This is a genomic window from Amycolatopsis rubida (genome assembly GCF_900115345.1).
Classification (GTDB): Bacteria; Actinomycetota; Actinomycetes; order Mycobacteriales; family Pseudonocardiaceae; genus Amycolatopsis; species Amycolatopsis rubida.
This window is the reverse complement of record NZ_FOWC01000006.1, coordinates 334,176-359,917: the sequence shown is the minus strand read 5'-3', so window position 1 is coordinate 359,917 and position 25,742 is coordinate 334,176. Positions and strand designations below refer to the sequence as shown.

General features: G+C 74.0%; 25 protein-coding genes. 4 read left to right on the top strand and 21 right to left on the bottom strand.

Annotation, left to right across the window (positions count from 1 at the left end):
• Positions 1-2: 2 nt before the first annotated feature.
• From BM362_RS24430 to BM362_RS24345, 18 genes are read right to left on the bottom strand one after another with little or no spacing between them, the layout of a single operon-like run.
• Positions 3-1,163 (bottom strand): steroid 3-ketoacyl-CoA thiolase, encoded by a 1,161-nt coding sequence (locus tag BM362_RS24430; RefSeq protein WP_093574667.1) that lies wholly within the window; start codon positions 1,161-1,163, stop codon positions 3-5.
• Positions 1,160-2,383 (bottom strand): cytochrome P450, encoded by a 1,224-nt coding sequence (locus BM362_RS24425; RefSeq protein ID WP_067588324.1) that lies wholly within the window; start codon positions 2,381-2,383, stop codon positions 1,160-1,162. Before BM362_RS24425 ends, BM362_RS24430 begins: the two co-directional genes overlap by 4 nt.
• Positions 2,380-3,069 carry a 2-hydroxychromene-2-carboxylate isomerase gene (locus BM362_RS24420; protein ID WP_093574666.1) on the bottom strand — a complete coding sequence of 230 codons (690 nt, stop codon included), beginning with the start codon at positions 3,067-3,069 and terminating at the stop codon, positions 2,380-2,382. The genes BM362_RS24425 and BM362_RS24420 overlap by 4 nt, the downstream gene beginning before the upstream one ends.
• Positions 3,066-3,935 (bottom strand): thioesterase family protein, encoded by an 870-nt coding sequence (locus tag BM362_RS24415; protein WP_067588326.1) that lies wholly within the window; start codon positions 3,933-3,935, stop codon positions 3,066-3,068. Before BM362_RS24415 ends, BM362_RS24420 begins: the two co-directional genes overlap by 4 nt.
• Positions 3,932-4,729, bottom strand: coding sequence for an alpha/beta fold hydrolase (locus BM362_RS24410; RefSeq protein ID WP_067588329.1), 798 nt, complete (start codon positions 4,727-4,729; stop codon positions 3,932-3,934). Before BM362_RS24410 ends, BM362_RS24415 begins: the two co-directional genes overlap by 4 nt.
• The gene (locus BM362_RS24405) at positions 4,726-5,535 is read right to left on the bottom strand and encodes a beta-ketoacyl synthase N-terminal-like domain-containing protein (protein WP_093574665.1); all 810 of its coding nucleotides are present in this window, start codon (positions 5,533-5,535) and stop codon (positions 4,726-4,728) included. Before BM362_RS24405 ends, BM362_RS24410 begins: the two co-directional genes overlap by 4 nt.
• Positions 5,535-6,641 (bottom strand): beta-ketoacyl synthase N-terminal-like domain-containing protein, encoded by a 1,107-nt coding sequence (locus BM362_RS24400; protein WP_067588336.1) that lies wholly within the window; start codon positions 6,639-6,641, stop codon positions 5,535-5,537. Before BM362_RS24400 ends, BM362_RS24405 begins: the two co-directional genes overlap by 1 nt.
• Complete coding sequence (locus BM362_RS24395) at positions 6,622-7,710, bottom strand: beta-ketoacyl synthase N-terminal-like domain-containing protein (protein WP_067588338.1); 1,089 nt, start codon at positions 7,708-7,710, stop codon at positions 6,622-6,624. The genes BM362_RS24400 and BM362_RS24395 overlap by 20 nt, the downstream gene beginning before the upstream one ends.
• Positions 7,710-8,912, bottom strand: coding sequence for a beta-ketoacyl-[acyl-carrier-protein] synthase family protein (locus tag BM362_RS24390; protein WP_067588340.1), 1,203 nt, complete (start codon positions 8,910-8,912; stop codon positions 7,710-7,712). The genes BM362_RS24395 and BM362_RS24390 overlap by 1 nt, the downstream gene beginning before the upstream one ends.
• A gap of 52 nt (positions 8,913-8,964) precedes the next feature.
• A complete protein-coding gene (locus tag BM362_RS24385) occupies positions 8,965-9,228 on the bottom strand; it encodes an acyl carrier protein (RefSeq protein ID WP_067588342.1) in 264 nt (87 codons plus the stop codon).
• Between the two features lie 8 nt (positions 9,229-9,236).
• Positions 9,237-9,725: a 3-hydroxyacyl-ACP dehydratase FabZ family protein gene (locus tag BM362_RS24380; protein WP_067588343.1), complete on the bottom strand. Its 489-nt coding sequence runs from the start codon at positions 9,723-9,725 to the stop codon at positions 9,237-9,239.
• Positions 9,722-10,126: an ApeI family dehydratase gene (locus BM362_RS24375; RefSeq protein WP_067588345.1), complete on the bottom strand. Its 405-nt coding sequence runs from the start codon at positions 10,124-10,126 to the stop codon at positions 9,722-9,724. The genes BM362_RS24380 and BM362_RS24375 overlap by 4 nt, the downstream gene beginning before the upstream one ends.
• Positions 10,123-10,854, bottom strand: a complete 732-nt coding sequence (fabG, locus tag BM362_RS24370) for a 3-oxoacyl-ACP reductase FabG (RefSeq protein WP_067588347.1) — start codon at positions 10,852-10,854, stop codon at positions 10,123-10,125. Before fabG ends, BM362_RS24375 begins: the two co-directional genes overlap by 4 nt.
• A gap of 51 nt (positions 10,855-10,905) precedes the next feature.
• Complete coding sequence (locus tag BM362_RS24365; protein WP_093574664.1) at positions 10,906-11,928, bottom strand: methyltransferase; 1,023 nt, start codon at positions 11,926-11,928, stop codon at positions 10,906-10,908.
• Positions 11,925-13,643, bottom strand: coding sequence for a carbamoyltransferase N-terminal domain-containing protein (locus BM362_RS24360; RefSeq protein ID WP_093574663.1), 1,719 nt, complete (start codon positions 13,641-13,643; stop codon positions 11,925-11,927). The genes BM362_RS24365 and BM362_RS24360 overlap by 4 nt, the downstream gene beginning before the upstream one ends.
• 7 nt (positions 13,644-13,650) lie before the next feature.
• Positions 13,651-13,947, bottom strand: coding sequence for a phosphopantetheine-binding protein (locus BM362_RS24355; protein ID WP_067588350.1), 297 nt, complete (start codon positions 13,945-13,947; stop codon positions 13,651-13,653).
• 45 nt (positions 13,948-13,992) lie between these two features.
• The gene (locus tag BM362_RS24350) at positions 13,993-15,189 is read right to left on the bottom strand and encodes an acyl-CoA dehydrogenase family protein (RefSeq protein WP_167545415.1); all 1,197 of its coding nucleotides are present in this window, start codon (positions 15,187-15,189) and stop codon (positions 13,993-13,995) included.
• Entirely contained in the window at positions 15,186-16,880 is a 1,695-nt protein-coding gene (locus BM362_RS24345; protein ID WP_093574661.1) for a carbamoyltransferase N-terminal domain-containing protein, read from the bottom strand. Before BM362_RS24345 ends, BM362_RS24350 begins: the two co-directional genes overlap by 4 nt.
• A gap of 193 nt (positions 16,881-17,073) precedes the next feature.
• On the opposite strand from BM362_RS24345, the gene BM362_RS24340 reads away from it, so the two are divergent.
• Genes BM362_RS24340 through BM362_RS24330 form a run of 3 tightly spaced genes read left to right on the top strand, consistent with a single transcriptional unit; the run spans position 17,074 to position 20,721 of the window.
• Complete coding sequence (locus BM362_RS24340) at positions 17,074-18,705, top strand: AMP-binding protein (RefSeq protein ID WP_093574660.1); 1,632 nt, start codon at positions 17,074-17,076, stop codon at positions 18,703-18,705.
• A 1-nt stretch (position 18,706) separates the two neighbouring features.
• Positions 18,707-19,642, top strand: a complete 936-nt coding sequence (locus BM362_RS24335; protein WP_093574659.1) for an FAD-dependent oxidoreductase — start codon at positions 18,707-18,709, stop codon at positions 19,640-19,642.
• Positions 19,643-19,689: 47 nt separating this feature from the next.
• A complete protein-coding gene (locus BM362_RS24330; RefSeq protein ID WP_067588361.1) occupies positions 19,690-20,721 on the top strand; it encodes a hypothetical protein in 1,032 nt (343 codons plus the stop codon).
• Here the strand turns inward: BM362_RS24330 and BM362_RS24325 are convergent.
• From BM362_RS24325 to BM362_RS24315, 3 genes are read right to left on the bottom strand one after another with little or no spacing between them, the layout of a single operon-like run.
• Entirely contained in the window at positions 20,703-22,073 is a 1,371-nt protein-coding gene (locus BM362_RS24325) for an aldehyde dehydrogenase family protein (RefSeq protein WP_232791848.1), read from the bottom strand. The genes BM362_RS24330 and BM362_RS24325 overlap by 19 nt on opposite strands.
• Entirely contained in the window at positions 22,070-22,963 is an 894-nt protein-coding gene (locus BM362_RS24320) for an NAD-dependent epimerase/dehydratase family protein (protein WP_093574790.1), read from the bottom strand. Before BM362_RS24320 ends, BM362_RS24325 begins: the two co-directional genes overlap by 4 nt.
• A gap of 39 nt (positions 22,964-23,002) precedes the next feature.
• Entirely contained in the window at positions 23,003-24,208 is a 1,206-nt protein-coding gene (locus tag BM362_RS24315) for a glycosyltransferase (protein WP_167545414.1), read from the bottom strand.
• Between the two features lie 91 nt (positions 24,209-24,299).
• Between BM362_RS24315 and BM362_RS24310 the strand changes: the two genes are divergently transcribed.
• Positions 24,300-25,508 (top strand): cytochrome P450, encoded by a 1,209-nt coding sequence (locus BM362_RS24310; RefSeq protein WP_067588367.1) that lies wholly within the window; start codon positions 24,300-24,302, stop codon positions 25,506-25,508.
• The last annotated feature ends 234 nt before the right edge of the window (positions 25,509-25,742 follow it).

Genomic DNA, 25,742 nt, shown 5'->3' with positions numbered 1-25,742 from the left:
GGTCACCGCCTCCGCAGCAGGGTCGCGGTGCCCATCGACCCGCCGCAGCACATGGTCACCAGCGCGTACTCGCCGTCGCGGCGCTCGAGCTCGCCGAGCGCGCAGGCGAGCAGCCGGGATCCGGTGGCCCCCATCGGATGCCCAAGCGCGATCGCACCGCCGTTGACGTTCACCCGGCCCGGATCGGCCCCGGTGCGCTCCAGCCACGACAACACCACCGCCGCGAAGGCCTCGTTCACCTCGACGACGTCCACATCGGACAGTTTCAGCCCGGTGCGGCGCAGGAGCCGCTCGGTCGCCGTCACCGGGCCGTCCAGCAGGAAATACGGATCGGCTCCGGCCACGACCTGCCCGGCGATCTCCGCCCGCGGCGCCAGCCCGTGCCGGTCCGCCGCGGCGGGCGACATCCACAGCACCGCGGCCGCCCCGTCGGAGACCTGCGACGTGGTGCCCGCGGTGTGCCTGCCCCCGCGCACCGTCGGACGCAGCGCGGCCAGGCTTTCCCGCGTCGTCTCGCGCAGCCCTTCGTCCCGGTCCATCCTCGCGGCGCCGCCGGGACCCGCGACGGCCACCGGCACGATCTCGCGGTCGAACCGTCCCTCCGCCCAGGCTTTCGCCGCCCGCTGCTGGGAAAGCGCGCCGTAGGCGTCGAGATCCTCGCGCGAGAGCCCCTGCCGCCGCGCGATCCGCTCGGCGCCGCCGAACTGGAGCCCGGGCGGGTCGTCCCACGGGTAGTCGGGGGTCTGGTAGTCGGCGCGGCCGCCGGGGATGTTCGCCCCGGCGGGCACCCGGCTCATCGACTCGACCCCGCAGGCGATCCCGATCTCGATCGCCCCGCTGGAGACCAGCGCCGACACCAGGTGGCTGGCCTGCTGCGACGAACCGCAGCTGACGTCCACTGTGGAGCAAGCGACGCCGTAGTCGAGCCCGGTGGACAGCCACGCGTTGCGGGTCACGTTGAGCCCTTGCTCGCCGACCTGGGTGACGCAGCCGCCGATGATCTGCTCGACCGCGCCCGGCGGCAGGCCGTTGCGGTCGAGCACGGCCAGCAGAGCCTGGCGCAGCAGTTCCGCGGGCCGCAGCCCGCTCAGCGCGCCGCCCCGCCGGCCGATCGGCGTCCGCACGGCGTCGACCAGCACCGCGCCGGTTCGTTCTCCGGTCATCTCGGCTCCGCTCGCACCGGCTGTTCCAGAAATCCCCGCAGCACCACGCTGCGCGTGCGCTTCCCCCGCCCGGCGGGCTCGATCCACCGGGTCGCGCCGAGCACCGCCCGCAGCGCCTCCGCGATCTCCAGCCGCGCGAGGCGCGCGCCGAGGCAGAAGTGCGGCCCGGCGCCGAAACCGACGTGATCGGTCGCGCCCCGGCCGGGCAGGAACCGGTCCGGCTCGGGGAACTTCGCGCCGTCGCGGTTGGCCGCGCCGAACACGACGAGGATGCGCTGCCCGGCCGGGATCCGGACGCCGGACAGCTCCGTTTCGACGGTGGTGCCGCGCCACAGCGCCTGCACCGAGGTGTCGTAGCGGATCGCTTCGTCCACCGCGGTGTCGATGAGTTCCGGGCACTCGCGCAGCCGCTGCTGGACCTCCGGTTCCCGGAGCAGCACCGCCATCGCGTTGGTGAGCAGGTTGGTCGTCGTCTCGATCCCGGCGACCAGCAGGAACGCGCAGAACGCCAGCACCTCCTGCGAGCTGACGCCGCTGCGGCCGGCGCGGGCGATCGAGTCGAACAGCGTGCGCCCGTCGCCGCGGCGGCGGCGCAGCTGGTGGCTGAAGTAGCGGAACATGCCCATGCCCCGGCCGAGGTGCTCCTCGGTGCGGCCGACCTGGTCCAGGTCGCCGGTGATGACCCGCGACCAGTGCCGGAACTCCTCGTGCATCTCCTCCGGCACGCCGAGCAGTTCGGCGAGCACCAGCACCGGCAGCGGTTCGGCGACCAGGCCGAAGAAATCGCCGGTGCCCGCCCGCACGAGCGCCTCCGCCCGCTGCCGCGCGAACTCCCGCACCTTGGCCGCCAGCGACCGCACCGACGCGGGGGTGAACGCGGCCGCGACGGCGTGCCGGAACACCTGGTGCTCGGGCGGGTCGGTGGCGATCAGCACGCGCACCTTCGGCGCGCCGATCCGGTAGCCGACGCCGGTCGAGGCGCCGCCGCGCGCGGCGAACTCCGGGCTCATCCCGATCTTGGACGAGAAGGAGACCGGATCGCGCACGACCCGCAGCACGTCCGCGTACCGCGTCACCGCCCACACGTCGTAGTCCGGCAGGTGCAGCACCGGCGCCTCCTCGCGCAGCCGGGCGAACACCGGGTACGGGTCTTCGATCAGCGCCGGGTCGAACGGGTCGAAGACCGCCGGGGCTCCGGACACCTGGCCGGGAGTGCTCATCCGCAGCCTCCCGCGGTGTCGGTGTCGTAGGCGCCGACCGGCACCGCCGGCTCCGGCGGCGCGGGCGGTCCGGGCACGGCCAGCTCGGCGAGGAACCCGTCGAGCCGGTCGAGGCCCCAGAACCGGTGCCGGCCCACCCGGAAGTACGGGATGCCGAAGATGTCGTCCTCGAACGCCCGCTCCAGGCAGTCGACGCTCTCGCGGCGGATGTCCGCCGACTCCGGCGCGGACAGCAGCGGTTCCGGATCGAGCCCGGCCGCCGCGGCCGCCTCCCGCAGCACCGGGCGCTCGCACACGTCGCGCCCGTGCTCCCAGCGCGCCTCGACGACCGCCTCGTAGAACCGGCGCGCCACGCCGAGCCGCCGGGCCCGCAGCCACGCGAGATGCGGCAGCTCCCACCACGGGTCGTCGTCCACCGGCCAGGTCATCGACAGCCCGAGCCGCGCGGCCTGCCGGCGAGTGTCCTGCAGGATGTAGAGGTGTTTCGCCTTGCTCATCGGGGTATAGGGGATCTCCGCGCCCCGGTCCGCGAGGGCCGCGGCGGTCTGCTCGTCGGGGTCCCAGAACGGGACGAACTCCAGCACCTCGTCCGCGTCCGGCATCCTGCGGTACAGCTCGCTCAGCGCCATCCAGCTGAACGGGCTGCGGAACGAGAAGTGCACCCGCGGCGTCCGGCGGCGGGTCATCGCGGCGCTCCCGGGGCCAGCGCGGCGAGCGTGTCCGGGTCGAGGGTCGCCAGCGTGCCTGCCCCCGGTCCCCGGCTGACCGCGTAGCCGTGCAGGATGCTCGCGGTCGCCACCAGCCGCGGGGCCCGGCCCGCGCCCAGCGTCCAGCAGTCCATGACGCCGTCGAACGCGCGGTCCTTCACGAAATCGGTCACCGCGAACGTCGTGCGCACGGTCTCGCCCATGTGCGCGTCGCCGAGCAGCCGGACCCGGGCCCGGGACACGACCGGGATCCAGCCGCGCTCCGCGAGCAGCCGCGGCACCCCGAGGCCGCGCTCGGCGAGGAACCGGTCGACCGTTTCCTCCAGCGCGGCCACGTAGGCGCCGTGCTGGACGCGGTCGGAGAACTGGCAGTGGAAATAGCGGGCGGTCCAGTCCCAGGAGAACGCCGCCGGGTCCGGTTCGGCCGGCCGGTCGCTTTCGGCCGCCGCCGGTCCGACAAGCGGCGCGAGCTCGTCCGGGCAGGCGCGGGCCGGCTCCTGCTCGCGCACCAGCGCGACGGTCGTCCTGCCGCGCAGCACCCGGTTCCCGGCTGCCTCGAAGACGACCCGGAACCGGCCCGGCCCGGCCGGTCCGACCCGCGCGCGCACCTCGTCGTCGATCTCCAGCACCGCGGGCAGCTGCACCGAAGAATCCACAATGGACAGACCGAGCCCGTGGTCGTGGTAGAGCGCCTGCGGGCCGAGACCGCGTTCGCGGAACCAGCACAGCACCGCTTCCTCGGCCATCGCCATGAACTGCTTGAACCCGATCCAGGTGCGGATGTTCGCGCTCGCGTACCGGGGCCGCAGCGCGAACCCGGTCCGCTCGTCGGCCAGCGACGTCATGTCCGGCTTCCTCTCTCCCGTTCCGGCGCGGCGGCCCGGTCGCGGACGAACCCGTCCACGATCGCGGCCACCTCCGCGGCGCTGTGCAGATGGCAGAAATGGTCGAAGTGCGGTGCGCAGTGCAGCCGTCCCCTCGGCAGCGCCCCGGAGAGCGCTTCGAGGTCCCGCAGGGAAAAGCCGATGTCCTGCTCGCCGCCGAGCACCAGGGCCGGTGCCGTCGTCTCGGCCAGCGGCAGATGCCCGCTGGCCACGTACTGCTCGAACACCGCGAGGAACCCGACCGGGCCGATCCGCTCGGCGGTCTTGGCGTGCATTTTCTCCAGCACCTCGCCGCACAGGCCGGCGGCGCGGGAGCCGAGCCGGGTCAGCAGGCCGCCGCGGATCTGCCGTTCGAAGGTCTCCCGGGACCGTTCCACCGTCCGCCACGTCACCGTCGCCTCCGCCGGCCGGTAGAACGGCATGGCCAGGACCGCGGCCGGGCACGGCCGTTCCGGCTCGCGCGACAGCAGTTCCAGAAGTGCGTTGGCCCCGAAGGAATGCCCGGCCAGCACCGGGGCCGGGTCGTCGACGGTGTCGAGCGCGGCGGCGATCCAGTCCGAGGGCGATCCGGCGAACCGCCACCGGTAGTCGTTGCCCGCGCGCCACGGGAGATCGATCGAGAGCACCCGCCAGTGCGGCAGCCTCGCGGCCACCGCGCTCCAGGTGCGCCAGTGGTCCTCCAGCCCGTGCGCGAAAACCAGCACCGGGCCGGTGCCCTCGTTCAACGGATGCACCTTGGGTGCGTCGGGTTTCACCGCTCCCCCTTGGTTTCGACCACCGCGCAACGCCAACCGTCGGCGTCGCTGCCCGCGACCACCCGTGCGGTCCGGTTCTCCGCCGCGGCGGCGGCCACCGCCAGCACGCCCGCGGCGCCGTAGAACTGTCCCAACCGGACCGGCCGGGCCGGCTCGCACGACTCCGGATCGGCGTGGTCGTGCACCGGGTGCAGCACCAGCGCGCTGTCCTCGGCGGCCGGTTCGAGCACGACGCAAGCCGCGCCCGCCCGCAGGTCCTGCCCGGCCAGCGCCGCCGCGGTCTCGTCGGCGGGCTCTGCGCCCACCACCACGACCCGGTCCGCCCGGCCCGCCGCCAGCAGCAGCTGCGCGAGGCGCACCGCGTCCAGTCCGGCCGGATGTCCCGAGCACACCATGAGGTTCGGGCCGCCGAAGCCGAACCGGATCGCCACCGTCGAGGCCAGGACGTTGCTCGACACGTTCGGCGCGTCCAGCGGGCTCACCTCGGACAGCGACCCGGCACCGGCGGCGCGCGCCACCGCGCAGACCGTCTCCAGGCTGCCCAGGTTGGAACTCGCGACCACCGCGGTGCGCGGATCCGGCTCCGGCGGCGTCCAGCGCCCGGTCACCGGGGCCAGGCCCAGCGCCCGGTGCACCGCGCACAGGCCGAGCCGCTCGGCCGGCTGCTTGTACAGCAATCCCTTGCGCCCCAGCAGGTCCGCCGCCCGCTCCGGCGGGCATGCCGGGCCCGGCGACCATCCGCCGGGCAGCGGCCCGGACCGCCCGGGCAGGTGCGCGCTCCACGCGCGGATCGCGACCGGCCGCATCAGGCCGCCCCGACCAGCGTCACGGCGTTGACCCCGCCGAACCCGAACGCGTCCACCTGCGCCAGCCGCGGCCGGGCCCGCACCGGCCCGGACCGCACCAGCCGCACCCCGCCGCAGTCCGCGGCCGGGCGGTCGAGCCCGGCGACCGGCGGCACCCAGCCGGTGGCCAGGCAGCGCAGCGCCACGTCAAGGCTCATCAGCGCGGACGCGCCCGACGTGTGCCCGGTCGCACCCTTGATCGCGGTCACCAGCGGGCCGTTCTCGCCGAGGTGCTCGCGCAGCACCCGCGCCTCCACGCGGTCGTTCAGCTCCGTGCCGGTCCCGTGCGCGAGCACGAGGTCCACTTCCTCGCCCCTGCGGCCGGAACGGTCCAGCGCCTCGCGCATCGCCCGTGCGATGCCCTCGGCCTCGGGCGCGGTTTCGTGCGCGGCGTCGCAGGACATCCCCGTGGCCAGCAACCGGCCCAGCGGGGCCGCCGCCGCGCCGTCGGGCACCACGACCGCGGCGGCCGCGCCCTCGCCGAGCAGCACACCGGTGCGGTCGGCGTCGAACGGGCGGATCCGCTCGGTGCGGTCCGGCGCGACCCGCCCGATCATCGCCAGCATCGACACGGTGAGCGAGTCCGCCCCGGCCACCACCGCCGCGGGCGCGGCTCCGCTGTCGACCAGGTCCTGCGCCAGCGCGAGCAGGTGCCCCGTCGCCGAGCAGGCGTTGCACACCGTCACCACCGGCCCGAGCCGGTCGTCGGTTTCGCGCAGCACACCGGTGAAATGCAGGTCCTCGACGGTCATCTCGACCGCGCCCGCCGACCACTTCTCGGCCGCGCCCAGCTCGCGCAGCCCGGTGCCCGCCAGCACCGGGATCGAAGCCCGCGGCACCTGGGGATCGGCCTGGCGCAAGGCTTCCCGGACACAGCCGGCCAGCCAGGTGCCCGCTCTCCGGTGCGAAGTCTCCTCGTCGATTTCGTACGCGGCGCCGACGTTGACCAGAGCCGCGTCGACGTACCGCAGCGGGGCGGCTCCGCCGCGACCGGCCAGCAGCGCGGCGAACGTGGCCGGGCCGTCGCCGAGGCAGCTGCGCACCGCGCTAGCCGCGATCGTCGCCACGGCTCCACCCCCTCACCACGGCGGCCGCGACCGCACCGGCCGGGCTGCTCGCCACCAGCAGCGCGATCTCGCCGTCGCGTGCGGGCTCGGCCCGGTGCCGGGCGAGGATCAGCGCCAGCTCGACCGCGGGCGTCGCGGCCGGGGAGTTCCCGGCCAGCTCGACCGCGGCCAGATGGTGCGCGCCCTCGACCCCGAGCAGCCCCTCCAGCTCGTTCCGTGCCCGCCAGGCGGCCACCTCGTCCGCTCCGGAGGCCGAGGCCACCGTCCGGACGGTCTCCGCTCCGACGCGAGCCTGCTCCAGTGCGCGCCGCGCGCAGTCGGCCAGCGCGTACACCTGGTCCTCCCCGCTCGGGCAGAACCCGGCCGCAGTCGCCAGGATCTCCGCGTCCGGGCGGTGCTCAAGCCCTTCGGGGGGACGCAGCACGAACACCGCGGCGCCTTCGCCGGGCGCGCCGGCTCCGCCCAGCCCGGCCCACAGCCACGCCGCGTGCGGAGTGAATTCTTCGACCGCACCGGCCAGCAGGACGTCGGCCTGGCCGGTGCGGAAAGCGTTGGCGCTGTAGCGAAGCGAGGACAGCAGCGCGACCGGCCCGCCCGCGACCGTCGCGTTGACCCCGCGCAATCCGAAGCGGATCGCCGCCTGCCCGGCCGCGCCGTTCAGCACGGTGTTGGGGAACAGCGCCGGATTGACCAGGTAAGGCGGATCCTCGGTGAAGGTCTCCGCCGCGTAGTCGACCGCCGCCTGCGCGCTGCCGACCGTGGTGCCCAGCACCAGCCCGGTCCGGTGGCCGTCCTCGCCGATGTCCAGGCCGGCGTCCTCGATCGCGCGGCCGCAGGCGACCACGGCCAGCCCGGTGCGCCGGTCGAAGAACCCGGTCCCGCGCCGGCCAAGCTCGGCCCGCGCGCTGAACTCCGGAAGATGGTGCGCGGTCCCGGTGGGCAGCGTGACCTCCGGCCACTCCACCGCGCGGGCGGTGGAGCGGCCCGCCGCGACCGCTCCCGCCAGTTCGGCCGCGCTCGCCCCGGCGGGGCTCACCACGCCGAACCCGGTGATCGCCAGCACCCCCATCAGACCGCCCCCAGCATCACGATCGCGTTGTTCCCGCCGAAGGCGAAACCGTTGTTCTGCGCCACTTGCACGTCCGCGGCGCGCGCCTTGTTGGGCACCGGATCGAGCCACGCCATCTCCGGATCCCGGCTCCGCCAGTTCGCCGTCGGCGGCAGGAATCCCCGCGACAGCGCCAGCGCCGACGCGATCGCGCCGAAGCCGCTCGCGGCGCCCATGGCGTGCCCGAGCATCGATTTGATCGAACTCACCGGCGGCACCGCGCCGCCGAACGTTTCATACAGTGCCGCCGCTTCGGTCGCGTCGTTCGCCAGAGTTCCGGTGCCGTGCGCGCACACGTAGTCCACGTCGTCGGGCCGGACGCCGGCGTTGGCGTGCGCCAGCCGCATGCATCTCGCGATCGACGCGGCGTCCGGCGCCACCATGTGCGTGGCGTCGCAATTGGTCGCGTAGCCGAGCACCTCCGCGTACGGCGAGGCGCCGCGGGCCCGGACGAAGTCCTCGCTCTCCAGCACCAGCATCGCGCCGCCCTCCGCGGTGACCATGCCCGACCGGTCCCGGTCGAACGGCGCGCACGCCTCGTCGGCGACCGCGCCGAGCCGCAGGAAACCCGCGTGCGCCCACCGGCACACCGAGTCCGCGCCGCCGCTGACCACGACGTCGGCTTCGCCTTGGCGGATCAGGTCGTAGGCGTAGCCGAGCGCGTAGTTGCTCGCCGAACACGCGGTCGCCAAGGTGATCGATTCGCCGGTGACCGCCAGTTCCTCGCTCGCCGCCGCGGCGAGCCGGTCGGCGGGCAACTGCTCGAACACCTCCGGCGGCACCGCCGGGAACCCGCCCTCGGCCAGCGCCCGGCCGAACTCCTCGGTGATCTTGGCCTCGCCGCTGGTGGTGCCGACGACGACGGCCACCCGGTGCGGCCGCGCCTGGTCGGTCGAGAAGCCCGCGTCGCGCACCGCCAGCCGCGCACCGGCGGCGGCGAACACGCTGCTGCGGCCCCACGCCTTGACGTCGAGCCGGCGCAGCACCGTCTCCGGGCGGAACGCCTTCACCTCGCCCGCCAGCACCTTCGGGAAACCCGTGGTGTCGAAGGACGTGATCGGCGAAATGCCGCTGTGCCCGGCCCGCAGGCCGCTCTCGAACGCGGCCGAACCGACCCCGATGCTCGAGATCGGGCCGAGTCCGGTGATGAATACCCGGTTCATGGGCCTCCCGCCCGCCGCCGGCGCGCGTGCGCGCGCAGTGGCCGTCAGTGCCTCACGCGGTCACCGGCTGCCATCCGGCGTGGCGGGCCGTCACCTCGTAGACCGTCTTCAGGTTCCGCATCTCCGCGAGTTCCTTCTGCGGGATCTCGATCCGGTACTTCTTCTCGATCCGCGCGAGCATCTCGATCGCGCGCAGCGAGTCCGCCTCGTAGTCGGCCTGGAAGTCTCCCTCGTCGGTGAGCTCCTCGGTCTCCACCTCCAGCACCTCCGCGACCACGTCGCGCAGTTCCTCCAGCCGTTCGTTCGCCGTGCTCATCCCTGCCCTCACCTTTCTTCCCGCACTGGCGGGCCGTCCGCCGCGTCCGTTCCGGGCGCTTCGCGGGCGACGGCGATCAGCGACCCGAAGGCCGCGACCGGCTCCGCGCCCGCCCTCGTCCGGCCCGACACCATCGCCGAACCGTCCGACGCGTGTTCCAGTTCCAGTTCGTGGGTGAGCGTGGTCCCCGGCGGCACCCGCCCGGCGAACACGCAGTCGCGGGCGGCGGCGAACATCGGCAGCCGCCCGTCGCCCGCCCGGCCGTGCAGCCACAGCACCGCCGCCGCCTGGCCGAACGACTCGACCACCAGCGATTCCGGGTAGCCGCATCCGGCTCCCGCCTCGCGGAAGCAGTATTCGGTGCCGCTGACGGCTTTCGTCGCGACCGCCGACCGGCCGTCGCCGGCGATCCAGATCCGGTCCACCAGCACCATCGCCCGCCCGTGCGGCAGCAGCGCGCTGATCTCGCCGAAGCCGAGGTGCACGCCGCCGCTCACGCTCGCCTGCCGAACACCGCTTCGACGGTGGCGGTGCGCGGTCCCGCGGCGAGCCCGCAGCTCGCGGACACCTTCAGCCGTCCCGATTCTTCCCGCGAGACCAGCACTTCCAGCTCGATCCGATCATGCTCGCGCACCGGGCGCGTGAACCGGGCCGAAGTCAGTTCCAGCAGTTCCGGTCCGGTGCCGGCCGCCGCGCGCACCGCGTGCCGCACCGCCTCCAGGACGAACACCCCGGGCAGAATCGTCCGGCCCGGGAAATGCGCTTCCAGATAAGGGTTCCCGGCGGGACGCACGACCGCGGACGCGGTCACCCGGACCGGGTCGCCCGGCACTACCGCGATCTCGCGCAGCTCCGGCCACGCGCTCGCCGGGCCCGCCGCGGCGACCTGCTCGCTCACAGCACCATCCCCCCGTCGACCGGGAACACCCCGCCGGTGATGTAGCCGGCCTCCGCCGAGAGCAGGAAGGACACCAGCGGGGCGACGTCGCCGGGGGAACCGAAGCGCCGCAACGGAATCGCCTGCTTCGCCTGCTCCCGCGATCGCGGACCGAGCACGGCGGTCATGTCCGTTTCGATGAATCCGGGGGCCACCACGTTCGCCCGGCCGCCGTAGGGGGCGATCTCCTTGGCGATCGACTTGGTCATGCCGATGATCCCGGCCTTCGCCGCAGCGTAGTTCGACTGGCCCGCGTGGCCGTACACGCCCGCCGCGGACGAGATCGCCACGATCGCGCCGCCGCGCCGCTTGACGATCCGGAACGCCATCGCCCGGCAGAAGTTCCAGGCCCCGGTGAGGTTCACGGCGACGACCTCGGCGAAGTCCGCCGGGGACATCAGCGCGCTCATCGCGTCCCGGGTGATCCCCGCGTTCGTCACGAGCGCGTCGATCGGCCCGAGTTTTTCCTCCGCCGCGGCGAAGAACGCGTCCGCCGCGTCCGCGTCGGCGACGTCGCACGGTTCGAAGAACGCCCGCCGGCCGCGCCGGGTCACCTCGGCCTCGACGGCGGCGGCTTCCTCGCTCCCGGTGCGGAAGCACCCCGCGATGTCGTGCCCCTGCCCGGCCAGGTGCACCGCGATCGCGCGCCCGATGCCCCGGGACGCCCCGGTGACCAGCATTCGACCCATTGCGCACTCACATTCCCCGGAATTCTTCGCGACAAGTGTTTTCTGCGGAATTCAGCCGGCGATCGCCGCTGCTTCGACTCTACCCTCGAAAACCGAGAATCCGGACGGAAGCAGTTGCACGGGTCCGGGCGAAATCCCCGCTGCCGCAACGAGTTCCCGCAGCCGCGAAGCGTTCCGCTGCCGCCCGGCGAACAGCACCAGCATCTTCAGATCCGCGGCCGCGCCGTCGCCGCCCATGTCCTCGTCCGGAATGCGTTCGACAACAAGAATCCGCGCGCCCGGACCGGCCGCGGCCGCGCAAGCGCGCAGAATCCGTTCCGCGGTCCGGTCGTCCCAGTCGTGCAGGATGTCCACCAGCAGGTACACCCCGCCGCCCGCCGGAACGCCGTCGAGGAAGCTGCCCTCGACCAGCCGGCACCGCGCCGCGACCCCGGCCGCTTCGAGCGCCCGCCGGGCGGCGCGCACCGGAGCGGGCCGGTCGAACAGGCAGCCCCGCAGGTCCGGATGGGCCCGCAGGATCGCCGCCAGCGTCTGCCCGCTGCCCCCGCCGACGTCGACCACCTCGCCGCCGCCGGAGAAGTCCGCGTGCGCGGCGAGCTCGGCGGCCACCGCGGCGGCTTTGCCCGCCATCAACCGGTCGAACGAGTCCGACAGGTTCTCGTCCGCGCCGAGATCCGCCCAGAACGAGCGGCCGAACACCGCGTCGTAGCCCGGTTCCCCGGTGCGCACCGCGTGCAGCAGCCCGGTCAGCGCGAGGTCCATCCGCCCGCCCGCCGCGTCGAGGTCGAGCCATCCGGCCAGCCCGGCCGGATGGTCCTTGCGCAGCAGCCGCCCCGCAGGCGTCACCCGGTAGCCGCCGTCCTCGGCCCGGCACACGTTCAGCTGCGCCAGGTAGCGCAGCAGGCGGCCGAGCGCGTCCGCGTCGCAGCCCGCCGCGGCGGCCAGTTCCTCCGCATCGGACAGTCCGGATTCCATCAGGTCGGCGAGCCCGAGTGTCGCGGCCACCCGCAACGCGATCGGGGGCAGCATCTCCAGCCGCTGCGAGATCTGCGCCCGGCGCGGCGGGCCGGTCACGGCGCGTCCGGCACCGGCGCGTCCGGCCGGTGGTAGAGCCGGTCGCGGCACCACACGTACCGGGTCCCGCCCCAGCGCATCGCCGAAGCGGCGTCGGGAAAGAAGCCGCTCCCGGGATGGTTGGCGCTGGTGTTGCACAGCACCGGAACCCCGCTCAGCGCGTGATAGGCGGTGAGCAGCCGGTGCAGCAGCGGGTGTTCCGGCGAGACCGTCTGCAGCCGCGCGCTGTTGTCCGAGTGCACCACCGCGGCCACCCGCTCGCGCCACTGCGCCCGGACCTGGTGCTCGAACAGCATGTACGGATCGGGCACGCCCGGCTCGAAGATCTCCGGCGCGTGCGCTTCGAGGCAGATCGGCGCGACCGGCCGGTAGGACTCCCGCAGCTTGATCTCGTTGAGCCGGTCGCGCACCGCCGCGGGCGCGGCGGGGGCCACGACGCTGCGGTGGCCGAGCGCGCGGGGGCCGAGCTCGGCACGTCCGCTGACGAGCACCACCGGCTCGCCGACCTCGTGCAGCAGCCGGGCGACGTCCTCGATCGGGCACTCGCGCTCCCGCCATCCCGGTTCGGGTCCCGGCACCGGACCGGCGTCCGGACCGGAGAACACCGACCACTGCACGGCCGGATTCCCGGTGGTGCGCACCAGTTCCGCGCACGCGGTGCCGATGGCCGAACCCGCGTCGTTGGGAAACGGCGGCACCCACACCGCGGAGAAGACGCCGCTCTCCCGCAGCTGCGCGTTCCATTTGATGTTCAGCGCGCAGCCGCCGGACAGGCACAGCGGCAGGCCGTCGGCGACCATCCGCGCGACCGGGCCGTCGCGCAACCCGCGCAGCAGCAGCCGGAAAAGGTGTTCCTGGAACGAAGCGAGCACCGCCGCGTCCGGCAAGCCGAGCGGGGCCAGCGCCGCGCGCACCCGGTGGCTCCAGACGAACGCGCCGGCGACCCCGATCTGCCCGGCCTTCGCGGTGTGCTCGATCATCAGCTCGACCGCGCGCTCGTCCGGCTCGGCCAGCGCCGCGTAGGCCATCGCCTTGCCGGAAACCGGCAGCAGCGCCTCCAACTGGGCGAAATCGCCGAAGTCCCCCTTGTCCCGGCGCTGTTTCCCGGAAACCTTGAAGGGGTCGAACAACGACGCGAAGATCGGGTACAGCGAGCCAGCGACCGGCAGCACCGCGCCGTACGAGTGCAGCGACGCCGAATCCGGATCGAACCGGAAGACGGTGGCGGGCATCCCGCCGTCCCACACCAGCACCAGCGCGGGCTCGCCGGTCTTCGCGAACGGGCTGGTGCAGTAGCTCGCCAGCGCGTGCCCGGTGGCGTGGGGGTAGCTGGAGTACTCGAAGGTCTTCTCCCCGATCGGCAGCCCGCTGCCCGCGGTGCGCACCAGTGCGTCCAGCGGCTGTTCCGGGGAGCCGAGCACGCTGTATCCGGCGACGTCGAGCAGATGCGGCCCGTTGTGCAGCACCTCCACGGCGTTGCGGCCGTCGCCCGACTGCACCCAGCCGTCGACCGCCACCCGGTCGAGATCGCCCGCTTCGAGCCCGTGCGCGGCCAGCAGCGCGACCACGTCGGACATCTCCGCCAGCCGCGAGTGCCGGGCCCGGTTCTCCAGTTTCTCGGCCTCGGCCGAGAACACCAGGCGGTCGCCCTCGAACACGGCGAGCGCTCCGTCGTGGGTGGCCTTCAGGCCGCAGACGATCTCCTGCCCGGCCATCGCGGGCTCACTCCGCCGGCGCGGGCTCGGCGGGAACCCCGGACCCGGCTTTGCCGAGCTGGCTCAGCACGTAGTCCTCGATGTCCCGCGCCGTCTTGATCGTCTGCACGCTGGCCTCGTCGATGGGCGGCAGGTCGAATTCGTCCTCCAGGGCGAAGGCGAGCTCGAGCAGCGCCAGCGAGTGGTACTCGAGCTCTTCGACCAGCATCGGGTCGGTGGATGTCTCTTCCGGCGAGCCCGGAGCCAGTTCGAGGACGATCTCCCGGATCTGGCTGCGGACCTCCGCTTCGGTTCGCGTCGTCACACGGCGATCCTACGAACCTCCGGCGTCAGCGAAAACCTCTGTGCATCAACACTTTTCGCCCGGATCGGCCAGCGCGGCCGCGCCGATGAAGGCGCGCGCCTCGCCCGGCGAGAACGGCTGCATGAACCCGCCCGCGCGGGCGTCGCGGTAGAGCCGGGAAAGCGGGTCGCCGGACCGGTAGGAGCGGCCGCCGACCACCGCCATGGCGAGGTCCGCCGCGTCCACCGCGGCCCGGTTGAGGATCAGCTTGGCGCACTGGAACTCCGCCATCAGCTGCTCGGCTTCGCCGTCCCCGAGCGGCCCGGCGAGGTGCTCGTCCAGCAGCTGCCCGGTGCGCGACAGCGCGGAGCGGGCCCCGGTCAGCAGCAGCCGCAGTTCGGCCAGCTGCTCGGCCGAACCCGGCCGCGCCCTGGCGCGCACCGTCTGCCGTGCCCGTTCGGCCGCGGCTTCGGCGATCCCGAGATACGCGCCCAGCATCGGGTAGTTCACCGCGAGGACGCCGATCCATTCCTCGGCCGAGGCGACCCCGAGCCGGCCGCGCACCCGCACCGCGTCCGCCGGGACGGGGCAGCCGTCGAACACGACGTCGTGGCTTCCGGTGCCGCGCATGCCCAGTGCGTCCCAGGTGCGTTCGACACGCAGTCCCGGCGTGTCCCGGCGGATCATCGCGGTGCCCGCGCGCGGTTCGCCGTCGGCGCCGGGCACACGCAGGAAAACCGTGAACACGTCGGCGACTTCGGCGTTGGTGGCGAAGGACTTCCGTCCGGTCACCCGGTAGCCGTCCGGGCCGGGTACCGCCTCGGTCGCCGGGGCGAACAGGCTCGCGCCCGGCTCGGTGCCCGCGTGCGAAAGCACCAGCCGGCACCGGCCGAGCAGCATGAGCAGACCGCGCAGGCCGCGCTGGTGCGCCGGGTCGAGGCCGGCCGCGTCCGCGCTGCGGGCGAGCAGCAGCGCGGCTCCGAGATGCATGTTCGCCGACAGTGCGGTGGCCGGGCAGCCGCGCGCCAACCGCGACACCGCGACCGCGAGGTCGTGCAGCGACCGCACGCCGAGGCCGCCGAAGCTCTCGGGCACCGTGCCGGCCAGGAACCGGCTCGCCCGCATGGCTTCGACGTTCTCGGCGACGAAGGAGTTTTCCACGTCGTGCCGGGCGGCCGCGGGCTCGAACTCCGCGGCGTGCCGGTGGGCGAGCCCGGCCAGCTTCTCCCCCGCCGCGCTCAGCGGGGCCAGCTCGCCGTTCACTGCCGCCCGTCCCGGCGGTAGAGCGTGCCTTCCGACCACACGGAGGAGACGCCGCCCCAGCTCATCGCCGAGCCCGGGTCGGGGAAGAAACCGCGGCCGGAGAAGTTCGCGCTGGTGTTGCACAGCACCGGGATCCCGGTCAGCCGCTCGTAGCAGGACAGCAGTTCGTGCGCGGGCTGGTTGTCCGGTCCGACGGTCTGCAGCCGGGCGCTGCCGTCGACGTGCACGATCGCCGGGACCCGGTCCTGCCAGCCCGGCCGGATCGTGTGGTCGAACACCATGTACGGGTCCCTGGTGCCGGGATCGAACACTTCCGGCGCGCAGTGCTCGAGGCAGATCGGGGCCACCGGGCGGTAGGACTCCCGGCCCTTGATCTCGTTGAGCCGGTCCCGCATCGCCGGGTCGGTCGCCGGCGCGATGATGCTGCGCCTGCCCAGCGCCCGCGGACCCAGCTCGGCGCGGCCGGTGACCACCACGACCGGCTCCCCGGTGCGCGCCAGCAGCGCGGCCAAGCCGGCGACGTCGCACGGCTGCGCCGACCAGCCCTCGGGCACCTCCCCGTCCCAGCGCACCGGCGGTCCGGCGAACTCCGTCCACTCCAGCGCGAATTTCCCGGTGGTCCGCGCCATTTCGGCGCAGGCGGCCCCGATCGCGGACCCGGCGTCGTTGGGGAACGGCGGCACCCACACGTCCGGGAACAGGCCGCTGCCGCGCAGCCGCGCGTTCCATTTGATGTTCAGCCCGCAGCCGCCGGACACGCACAGCGGCAGCCCGGCCAGCTCCGGCCGAGCGGCGAAAACCTCGCGCAGGCCCCGTTCGAGCCCGCGGTAGAGCGCTTCCTGGAACGAGGCGAGCAGTTCCGCGTCGGACAGCCCGAGCGGGCGCACCCGGCGCAGGGCCCGCGCGCTCCACTGGTAGCACCGCATCGGGGTGGTCGCGGGCGCGGTCGCGGCGGTGACCTCTTCGAACCGGTCGACCGCCGCCTCGATCGGCTTGCCGAGCGAGGCGTACGCCATCGCTTTGCCCGACACCGGGAACAGCGCTTCCATCCCGAACCGGCGGTCCGGGTCCGCGGTCCGCCGGTCCACCCGGAACGGCGCGAAGTGCGAGGCGAAAACCGGGTACAGCGCACCGGAAACGCCGGTGAGCGCCCCGATCGGGGTGATCGCCGGCTCGCGCGGGTCGACCAGGTACAGAAACGGCGGCATCCCGCCGTCCCAGACGATGCCGAGCGCCGCGCGGCCTTCCTTGGCGAACGGGCTGGTGCAGTACCCGGACAGCAGGTGGCCGGTGGCGTGCGTGTAGCCGGCGTAGCCGCGCGGCCCCCGCTCGCCCAGCACCGGGCGCGTCCCGGAGAACGCCGCGGGCGGCGCGGGCGGGCCGGGTTCGTCCGCGTAGCCGGCGACCGGAAGGGCGATCCGCCGCCCGTCGAGCACGGTGAACCCGACCGCGGGCGGACCGTCCTGTTCGGCCGCCCAGCCGTCGACCGCGACCCGGTCGATCGCGTCCGGGCCGAAGCCGTTGCGGGCGAGCTCCCGCACGATCTCCGCGGCGTCGTCGAGCGCCGAATGCCGCGGCCGGTTGCCGATCTTCTCCGCCTCGACCGAAGCCACCAGCCGGGTGCCGCCGATCACCGCCACCGCACCGTCATGGGTGAGCTTGAGCCCGCAGACGACGTCCGATCGCGACACTTGACTACCTCCCTGAAGGACTGCCGGCGGTACGTGCAAGTGGGGAAATCCCCCAGTCGGACACCCGCCGGGCGCCCGCGGCGAGCGCGGGACGCGCGCAGGGAACGGTGCCGGACCGGTCGCGGCACCCGCAACGTCGGGCGGCCCGGTTGCACGCGAGACGCGCGGGACGCCCGTGCGCGACGATTGCCGCATGGACGCACCGAGAACCGACCGGCTCGCGCTCCTGCGGTGGCTGTGGGAACCGCGGCCGGACACCGGGATCCGGTTCGCCGGGGACGAGCAAGAGTGGAGCCGCTGGGACTACCCGCGGCTGGCCGCCGGCGCGCACGCGCGCGCCGCCGAACTGCTGGAGCGCGGCGCGGCGCGGGGCGACGTGGTGCTGGTGGTCGAACCGACCGGACCCGGTTTCCTCACCGGGTATTTCGGTGCGATGCTGGCCGGCGCGGTGCCCGCCCCCGCCAGCCCGCCGCTGTTCGGCCAGGATCTCGCGCAGTGGCGAACGCTGCTGGCCTCGCTGACCGGGACGGCCCGGCCGCGATTCGTCTGCACCGCACCGGGATTCGCCGAGACCGTGCGCCAGGCGGTCGGCCCGGAACCGGTGCTGCTCGAAGAGGCGCCCGGCGGCGGGCCGGTGCCGCCGGTCCCCGCCGCCGACCTCGCGATGCTGCAGTTCACCTCCGGGTCCAGCGGCAGCCCGCGCGGCGTCCGCGTCCCGTTCCCCGCGCTCACCGCGAACGTGCGCGCGATCCGGGAGTGGCTGGCGATGGGGCCGGACGACCCGACCGCGTCCTGGCTGCCGATGCACCACGACATGGGCCTGATCGGCTGCCTGCTCACGCCGGTGACCCACCAGACCGACCTGTGGCTGTGCTCGCCCCAGCAGTTCCTCCGGCGGCCTTCGCGCTACCTGCGCTGCTTCGGCGAATCCGGCGCGCGGCTGACCGCGATGCCCACGTTCGGCCTCGAACACATCCTGCGCCGGGTCCGGCCCGCCGAACTGTCCGGCTGCGATTTCTCCGAGTGGCGCGCGGTCATCGTCGGCGCCGAGCGGGTGGCCGAGCCGACGCTCCGCGCCTTCGCCGACCTGCTCGCGCCGTACGGATTCGCCCCGGAATCGCTGCTGCCCGCCTACGGCCTCGCCGAGGCGACGCTCGCGGTCACCGGTTCCCGGCTCGACGAACGGTGGACCACCCGGTCGATCGCCCCGGCCGGGCCGGGGCAGGCCGCCGGGGGCGAAGCGGCCACGCTCGTGGGCTGCGGCCGCCCGCTCGCCGGGGTTTCGGTGACGGTGCTCGACAGCGGCGGCGATCCGCTGCCGGAGGACCGCGTCGGCGAGATCGCGGTGGCCGGGCCCTCGGTCGCGGACGGCTACCACGCCGGAGCGGTCGCGCAAACGACCCGGTTCGGCCGCGGCGCGGTCCGCACCGGGGACGCTGGCTTCCTGAGCGGCGGACAGCTCTATGTGCTGGGCCGGATGGGCGACAGCATGAAAGTGCGCGGGAAACCGGTGTTCGCCGAAGACCTCGAAGCGGCGCTCGAAGCGCACGGACTGCCGCGGCGGCAGCAGGCGGTGCTGCTGGGAGTGGTCGACGGGGCGCAGGTGGCGGTGGTCGTCGCGGAACACGCCGACCCCGCGCTGCTCGACCTGGCCCGCACCGACCTGGCAAGGTTGGCCGAGGGCGCCGAGCTGATCATGCTGTCCGCGGCGACGGGCACGATCCCGCGCACGACCAGCGGGAAGCCGCGGCGCCGCGAACTGTGGCGACGATTCGCCGACGGGAACCTCCCGCGGGAAGGAGCCGGTCGGCTCCAGGGAGGTTGACATGACCGCAGCGCCCGACGCGCTGGTGCTCGGCTCGGGGATCATCGGCCTGACCACCGCGCTGGCCCTGCAGGAAGCCGGGAGCCGGGTGCGGATCCGGACCGCGGCGCCGCCGGAGGAGACCACCTCCGCGAAGGCCGCGGCGATGGTCGGGCCCAACCTCGACCCGCCCGGCTCGCCCGGGCACCGCTGGCAGCGAGAGACCCTGCGCAGGCTCCGCGCCGCGCCGCCCGGCGTGCGCGTGCTCGAGGGCAGGCTGGCCGCCCGTCCGGCGGGCGCGATCCCGCCCGGCGCCGACCAGACCGAGGGGTTCCGGCTGTGCGAGCCCGCCGAACTGCCCGAGGGCTACGGCACCGGGTTCTGGGTCACGCTGCCGATCGTCGACACCCCGAAGTACCTGCGGCACCTGCGGTCGGAGTTCGAGGCGGGCGGCGGGACCCTCGAGGTGCGCCCGGCGGCCTCGCTCGCCGAGGCGAGCGCCGAGTGCCCGGCGGTGGTCAACTGCACCGGGCTGGCCGCGCGCGAACTGGCCGCCGACGACCGGGTGGAGCCGGTGCGCGGGATCAAGGTGGTCGTCGCCGACCCCGGGCTCGAAACCTTCTTCCTCGAGGCCCCGATCAACCCGGAGTGGGCCACCTACCTGCCGCACGGGGACCACGTCGTGCTCGGGGGCGTGCAGACCGGCGGGACCGACCCCGAGCCCTCCGGCGCCGAGGTGGCCGCGATCCTGGAGCGCTGCGTGCGGGTGGAGCCGCGGCTGGCCGGCGCGGAGCTGCTGGAGGCGAGCGTCGGGTTCCGGCCCGGCCGCGACGAGGTCCGGCTGGAAGCCGACCGCGACGGCGGCTCGGTGGTGGTGCACAACTACGGCCACGGCGGCAGCGGCGTCATGTACTCGTGGGGCTGCGCCGCCGACGTCGTCGCGCTGCTCGGTTCCTGACGTCGCACGCTGCTGACTTTTCGTTGCCATAGCGGGAAACTGGGGGCATGCCGACCTTTTCTCCCGAAGCTGTGGCCATGTCGGCCGCACTCAACCAGCAGATCGACGCCGGCCCGGTCCGCGCACTCCTGTACGACGCCGGCGGCAAGTACCGGTGGCCGCGGTTCCGGGTCAACGAGGTCGAGCTCGAATGGCGGCGGTGGCGCATCCGCCGCCATCTCGGGGCCGCCGACGACCCGCCCGCCTCGATCGGCCTCTTCGAAAAGCTGATCGTGTCCGGCGGCGGGCCCGCGGTGTCCGCGATGGACTTCGAAAGCGCCGGGATCGCCCCGCTCACCGACGGCTACGACGCGATGTTCCCGCAGGGCCCGCTCGTGACGAAGGCGTTGCAGGGCCGGGTGGTCCGCGCGCCGGGGGAACGCGACGACGAGGACTACGCGCGGCTGCTCGCCGAGTCCACCCGCCGCCGCGACGCCTATCTGGCCAAACTGGACAACGACTCGTTCTGGTGGCACATCGACGATTTCGTCTCGGCGGAGACGCTGCGCCGGTGCGCGGCCGAACTCGACGAGCTGGACCCCGGAGCCGGAATGGCCTTCGCCGGCGGCCCGGATCCCGGCTGGGACGTCCTGCACGACGCGCTCACCAGCAAGTCCAGCAACACCTACCTCGGCGCGGGCCCCACGCTCGTGCGGATCCACGAGGACCCGGTGCTGGTGGCGGACGTGAGCAGGCGGATGGGCCGCGCGATGTACCCGACCCGCTGCACCTACCTGCGCTACCGCAAGGGCGATTTCCTCGGCGTGCACACCGACATGCCGACCTGCGAGGTGTCGCTGCTGTTCACCGTGGAGGGCGAGGCCGGCCCGATGCGGTCCTATCTGGACCAGGCGAGCGACACCGCGAGCTCGCTCGGGCAGTGGGTGGTCGCCGAGGGGCAGTTCCCCCGCGGCGGCAAGGATTTCGTGTACCAGCCGCGGGAGTGCCTCGCGCTGGTCGGCCGGGCCACGCCGCACGCGCGGCTGCCGCAGGACGACCACGCGGTGATCGGCGCGATGTTCTACAGCGGACTGACCTGATCCGCCGGACGGCACCGGACCTGCGCGGCGGTGTACTCGTGCAGGCCCGCTGTCCCGTTCTCCACCCCGATCCCGCTGTGCTTGAGCCCGCCGAAGGGCTGGTCCGGCGCGAAGTCCGCGTGCGCGTTGACCCACGCGGTGCCGCATTCGAGCCGGCCGGCCAGCCGCCACGCCCGCTCCGGGTCGGCCGACCAGACCGAGCCGCCGAGGCCGAAGCTGCTGTCGTTGGCGCGCGCCAGCGCCTCGTCCTCGGTGTCGTAGGCCAGCACCGGCAGCGCCGGGCCGAACTGTTCCTCCGCCGCCACCGCCATGCCGTCGGTGACGCCGGCCAGGATCGTCGGCGGGTAGAACAGGCCCGGGCCTTCGCCGGGTTTCCCGCCCGCGGCGCTCTTCGCGCCGTCCCGCAGCGCCGCGGCGACCAGCGCGGCGATCCGCTCGTGCTGCGCCGGGGTGCTCACCGGGCCGAGCTGCGTGCCGCGGACCATCCCGTCCCCGACAACCACCGAATCCGCCCGCGCGGCCAGCGCTTCGACCCATTCCGCGGCCCGCGACCGCGGGACGTAGAGCCGCTTGACCAGCACACAGGCCTGGCCGTTGTTCGCGAAACTGTCCCAGAACACCTGCTCGGCCAGTGCGGCCGGGTCCGCGTCGTCGAGGACGATCCCGGCGTCGTTCCCGCCCAGTTCCAGCAGCACCGGCTTGATCCCGTCGGCGGCCTGTGCGGCCACCGCCCGGCCGGTCGCCGTCGATCCGGTGAAGCTCACCTTGCGCACCAACGGATGCGTCGCCAAGGCGGTGCCGAGCGCACCGTCGCCGCAGACCACTGTGCACAGTCCGGGCGGCATCGCCTCGGCCAGGATTTCGCCGAGCCGCACCGTCGCCAGCGGCGCGTACGGGGACGGCTTGAGCACCACCGCGTTGCCCGCCCGCAGCGCCGGAGCGAGCTTGGCGGCCGCGACAGCGACCGGGAAGTTCCACGGGGTCACGGCCGCGACCACCCCGAGCGGCCGGCGCACCAGTTCGGCGTAGCCGCGGCGATCTTCGCGCAGCACCTCCGGCTCAAGCGCCAGACCCGCGTTGTACCGGAGAAAAGCCGCGGCGGCGAACGCCTCGGCCACCGCCATCGCCAGCGGCTTCCCCTGTTCGCGGGTGATCAGCTCGCCGAGCGCGCGCGCCTGCGCCGACACCGCTTTCGCCGCCGCGAGCAGCGCTTCCCGCCGGGCCCGCGGGGGCACGCCCGGCCAGGCCCGGTGCGCTTGCTCGATCACCTGTCCCAGCCGCGCTTCGTCGCAGACCGGCACTTGGCCTGCCACCGAACCGTCAGCCGGGTTGTACACGTCGAGCACGCTCACAACGCCCCCTTCTCCGCGGCCGCGGCGATGCTCGGGAATCCGGGGGCGAACCCGAGCTCCTGCCGGATCGCCTCGGCGGCCAGCACTCGGCCGAACGGCTGCGCGCCCGGTTCCGTTTCCGTCACCGCGCCTTCTTCGACCTGTCCGCGCACCGCGAATCCTGGTGCGGCGGCGAGCAATTCGGCCGGCCCGACCGGACGGTCGTCGGCGACGTTGTACACCCGGCGCGGCAGTTCCGGTGCGCTCAGCACGCACAGAATCGCCTGCCGGACGTCGGCGTGGTGCACCAGGTGCATCCGTCCCGTGCCGCCGCGCCGCGCCCAGCCGATCGCTTCGGCGAGGTGCGGATCGCCCTCGCCGTAGGTGAACGCCAAGCGCAGCACCGAGCTTTCCAGTCCGCGCACAGCGGACAGTGCGCGTTCGGCGCCCAGCTTGGCCGCGGGGAAGCTCGCCGCCGCGCTTTCGCGCACGGGGGTGTCCTCGGCCGCGGCACCGGCCCCGTCGGCGTAGACCAGGGAACTGCTGAGCTGGACGAACCGCCGCACCCCGGCGTCGCGGGCAGCCGTGGCCAGCTGCCGGGTCGCCTGGAAATTCACGTCCTCGGACTGGTCCGGCCGAAGCCCTTGGAAAGCCGCGGCGATGTGCACGACCGCGTCGGCCCCCTCGACCGCGGCCCGGCAGGCGCCGGCGTCGGCGAGGTCGCCGACGATCATCGTGGCGCTGCGCCGCACCCCCGGGCCGGGGCTCCACACCATGAGCCGCGTTTCCGCGCCCAGCTGCTTGAGCCTGGGCAGGAACCGCGCGCCCACCCGTCCGGTGGCCCCGGTCAGCAGGACCCGCCGCACCGGCAGGCAGGCCGCGACCGGCTCGGTTCCGGCAACCGCATCCATGTCCAACTCCTCTGTCCAGTGGGAATCCGCGGGATAGACCTAGCTTGGCGACGCCGCGGCGGGCACCCGCGCGCCGTCGCGGCGGACCGGTTCGCCGCTCGCGCCCAGCGTTTCGAGGAGGCCGACCGCCTCGTCCTCGGCGGGCATCGACCACAGCTCCGCGCGCAGCCGGTTCGCATTGGCCCGGTAGAGCGGTTCGCGCAGCGTCTCCTCGACCGCGGCGCGCACCAGGCCGGTGGTCAGTTTCCGGGCGTCCAGCCGGATTCCCGCGCCCGCGGCGGAGAGCCGGTGCGCGTGATAGGGCTGGTCGACAGCGACCGGGAGCAGCACCATCGGCAGGCCGTGCGCGAGCGCGCCGACGGTGGTCAGGTAGCCGGAGTGGTGCACGACGGCGTCCGCCTTCGGCAGCACCTGCGACTGCGGGAGGTACTCCGACGCGTGCACTCCGTCGCCGTCCAGCCCGCTGGGGTCGACACCCTTGCCGACCGTCAGCACGACCCGGAAATCCCCGCCGCGCAACGCGTTCGCGACGGTGGCGAACAGTTCCGGCTCGGTGTTGAACGCGGTGCCCATGGTCACGTAGACCAGGGGCCGTCCGTCCGGTTCGGACAGCCAGTCCGGCAGTGTCGCGGCGGCGGCCTGCCACAGCGGCGGCCGGACCGGATGCGCGATCGCGTCCTCCTCCCGCGACCCGAACCACAGCAAGGGATCCTCGGAAAGCGGTTGCATGCTCGGCAAATACGCGTCGAGGTAGAGGTAGGGGCACAGCCGTTCCAGCTTCGGGTCGGCCGGAAGGCCCAGCCGTTCCCGCGCCGAATTCCACGGCTGGGCAAGTGCTTCGGCCTGCAAGGCTCGCGGCATCCGCGGCAGCTGGCCGAGCGAGGCGAACGGAACCCCGGCGACGTCCGCGGCCAGCGGGCCAGCCCATTCCAGCGATTCGTGCACGAGCAGGTCCGCGCCGAACGTGCGCAGCGCGTCGACGATCCCGGGCAACAGGGCCGCGGTGCCCATGCTCATCAGCCGGAGCCGGCGGCTCTCGTTGTCGAACGACCCGGCGCGCGGGCGGCCGGAGAGCCATTCCGGCCCGGTCTCGACCACGTCGAAACCGCCGTCGCGCACCCACTTTCCCATGCCCCGCCCGGTGACCACCACCACCTCGTGCCCGGCGCGCACGGCTGCGCGCGCGAGCGGGGCGACGGCGTGGAAGTGCCCGACGGCGGGCTGGCAGGTCACCACGATTTTCACAATCGGCCGCCCTTTCCGGGATGATGGAACGGTTCCGCCGGACATCGTGTTACGACCGGTCCGTGCACCGCCACTTCCCGGGGACGCGAATATGAACGCCAGCGACTTCTTCGACCACGCGGTCACCGCGGGCTACGCGGACCAGCCGTACCCGCGCCTGGCCGGGATCCGCCGCTCGGCCGCGGTCCGCACGACAACCGGGGTCTGGCTGGCCGGGCGGTACGCGGACGTCGCGGCGGGGCTGCGGGACCCGCGGCTCAGCTGCGACCTGGCCCGCGGCGCCGGATACGCCGAGTACTTCCGCTCGCGCGGCATCGACGACCGGTTCCCGTTGCCGCTCAACGCCTTGGACCCGCCCGACCACCCGCGCATCCGCACCGCGGTCTCGGCCGAGTTCCTGCCCGCCGCGGTGGAGCGGATGCGCCCGGCGATCGCCGCCGCGGCGCGGACCGCGGTCGACCGGCTCGCCGCCCGCGCGCCCGGCGTCGTCGACCTGGTCGCGGATCTGGCCTATCCGCTGCCGATCTCGTTGATCGGCGGGCTGTTCGGCATCCCCGAGCCGGACTGGCCGCTGCTGGAGCGCTGGTCGCGCGCGTTCGGCGCGGTCTCGGACCCCGACTGGCTGCTCACCGGGGCGGCCCGGACCGCGGGAGCCGAGGCGACCCGCGAATGCGGCGAATACTTCGGCCGGCTGGTCCGGCACCGGCGGCGCGGCGGCGGCGACCTGCTGAGCCGGTGGGTGGCCGGAATGCGCGCCGACCGCCGGATGAGCCTGCCGGAGCTGCTGGTGAACGGCGTGTTCCTGCTGATGGTCGGGCACCACAACACAGTCAGCCTGATCGCGAACGGAATGCTCGCCCTGCTGCGCGCCCCGCGGCGGCTCGCGCAGCTGCGGGCCGACCCGTCGCTCGTCGACGTCGCGGTGGACGAACTGCTGCGCTACGACAGCCCGGTGCAGACCGCGACCAGGGTGACCGCCTGCGACTATCCGATCGGCGAGACGGTGATCCCGGAGGGCAGCACGGTGATGCTGCTGCTGGGCGCCGCGAATCGCGACCCGCAACGCTACCCGGACCCGGACGAGCTCCGCTTCGACCGCGGCTCGGGCAAAGCACACCTCGGCTTCGGCCGCGGTCCGCACGCGTGCGTCGGGGGGCTGCTGGCCCGGGTGGAGACCGCGGCGGCCCTGCGCGAGCTGATCACGCGCTTCCCGGTGCTGGAACAGGCGGGCCCCGAGGAACGTCGGGTGCCGTCGTTCAGCCTGCGGGGGCTGGAAAAACTTCCGCTGCGGATCGCGTGAGAGGGGCGGCTGAACGCGCTGTCGCCCGACACCGAGCGAGCCTGCCGGGCGTCGCCGCCATTCGCACCGTCCCCGGACGACGCCCGGTCCGGGAGTCCATTTCGGACACACCGGGCCGCTCCCCGGCTAGCCGCTGAAACCCGCCACGAACCCCTCCGCCGTCGCCCACCGGCAAGCGAACCAGCCGGGCCGCCCGGCGATTACCGCCCAGCGGACGACCTCTCCGGCAGTCCA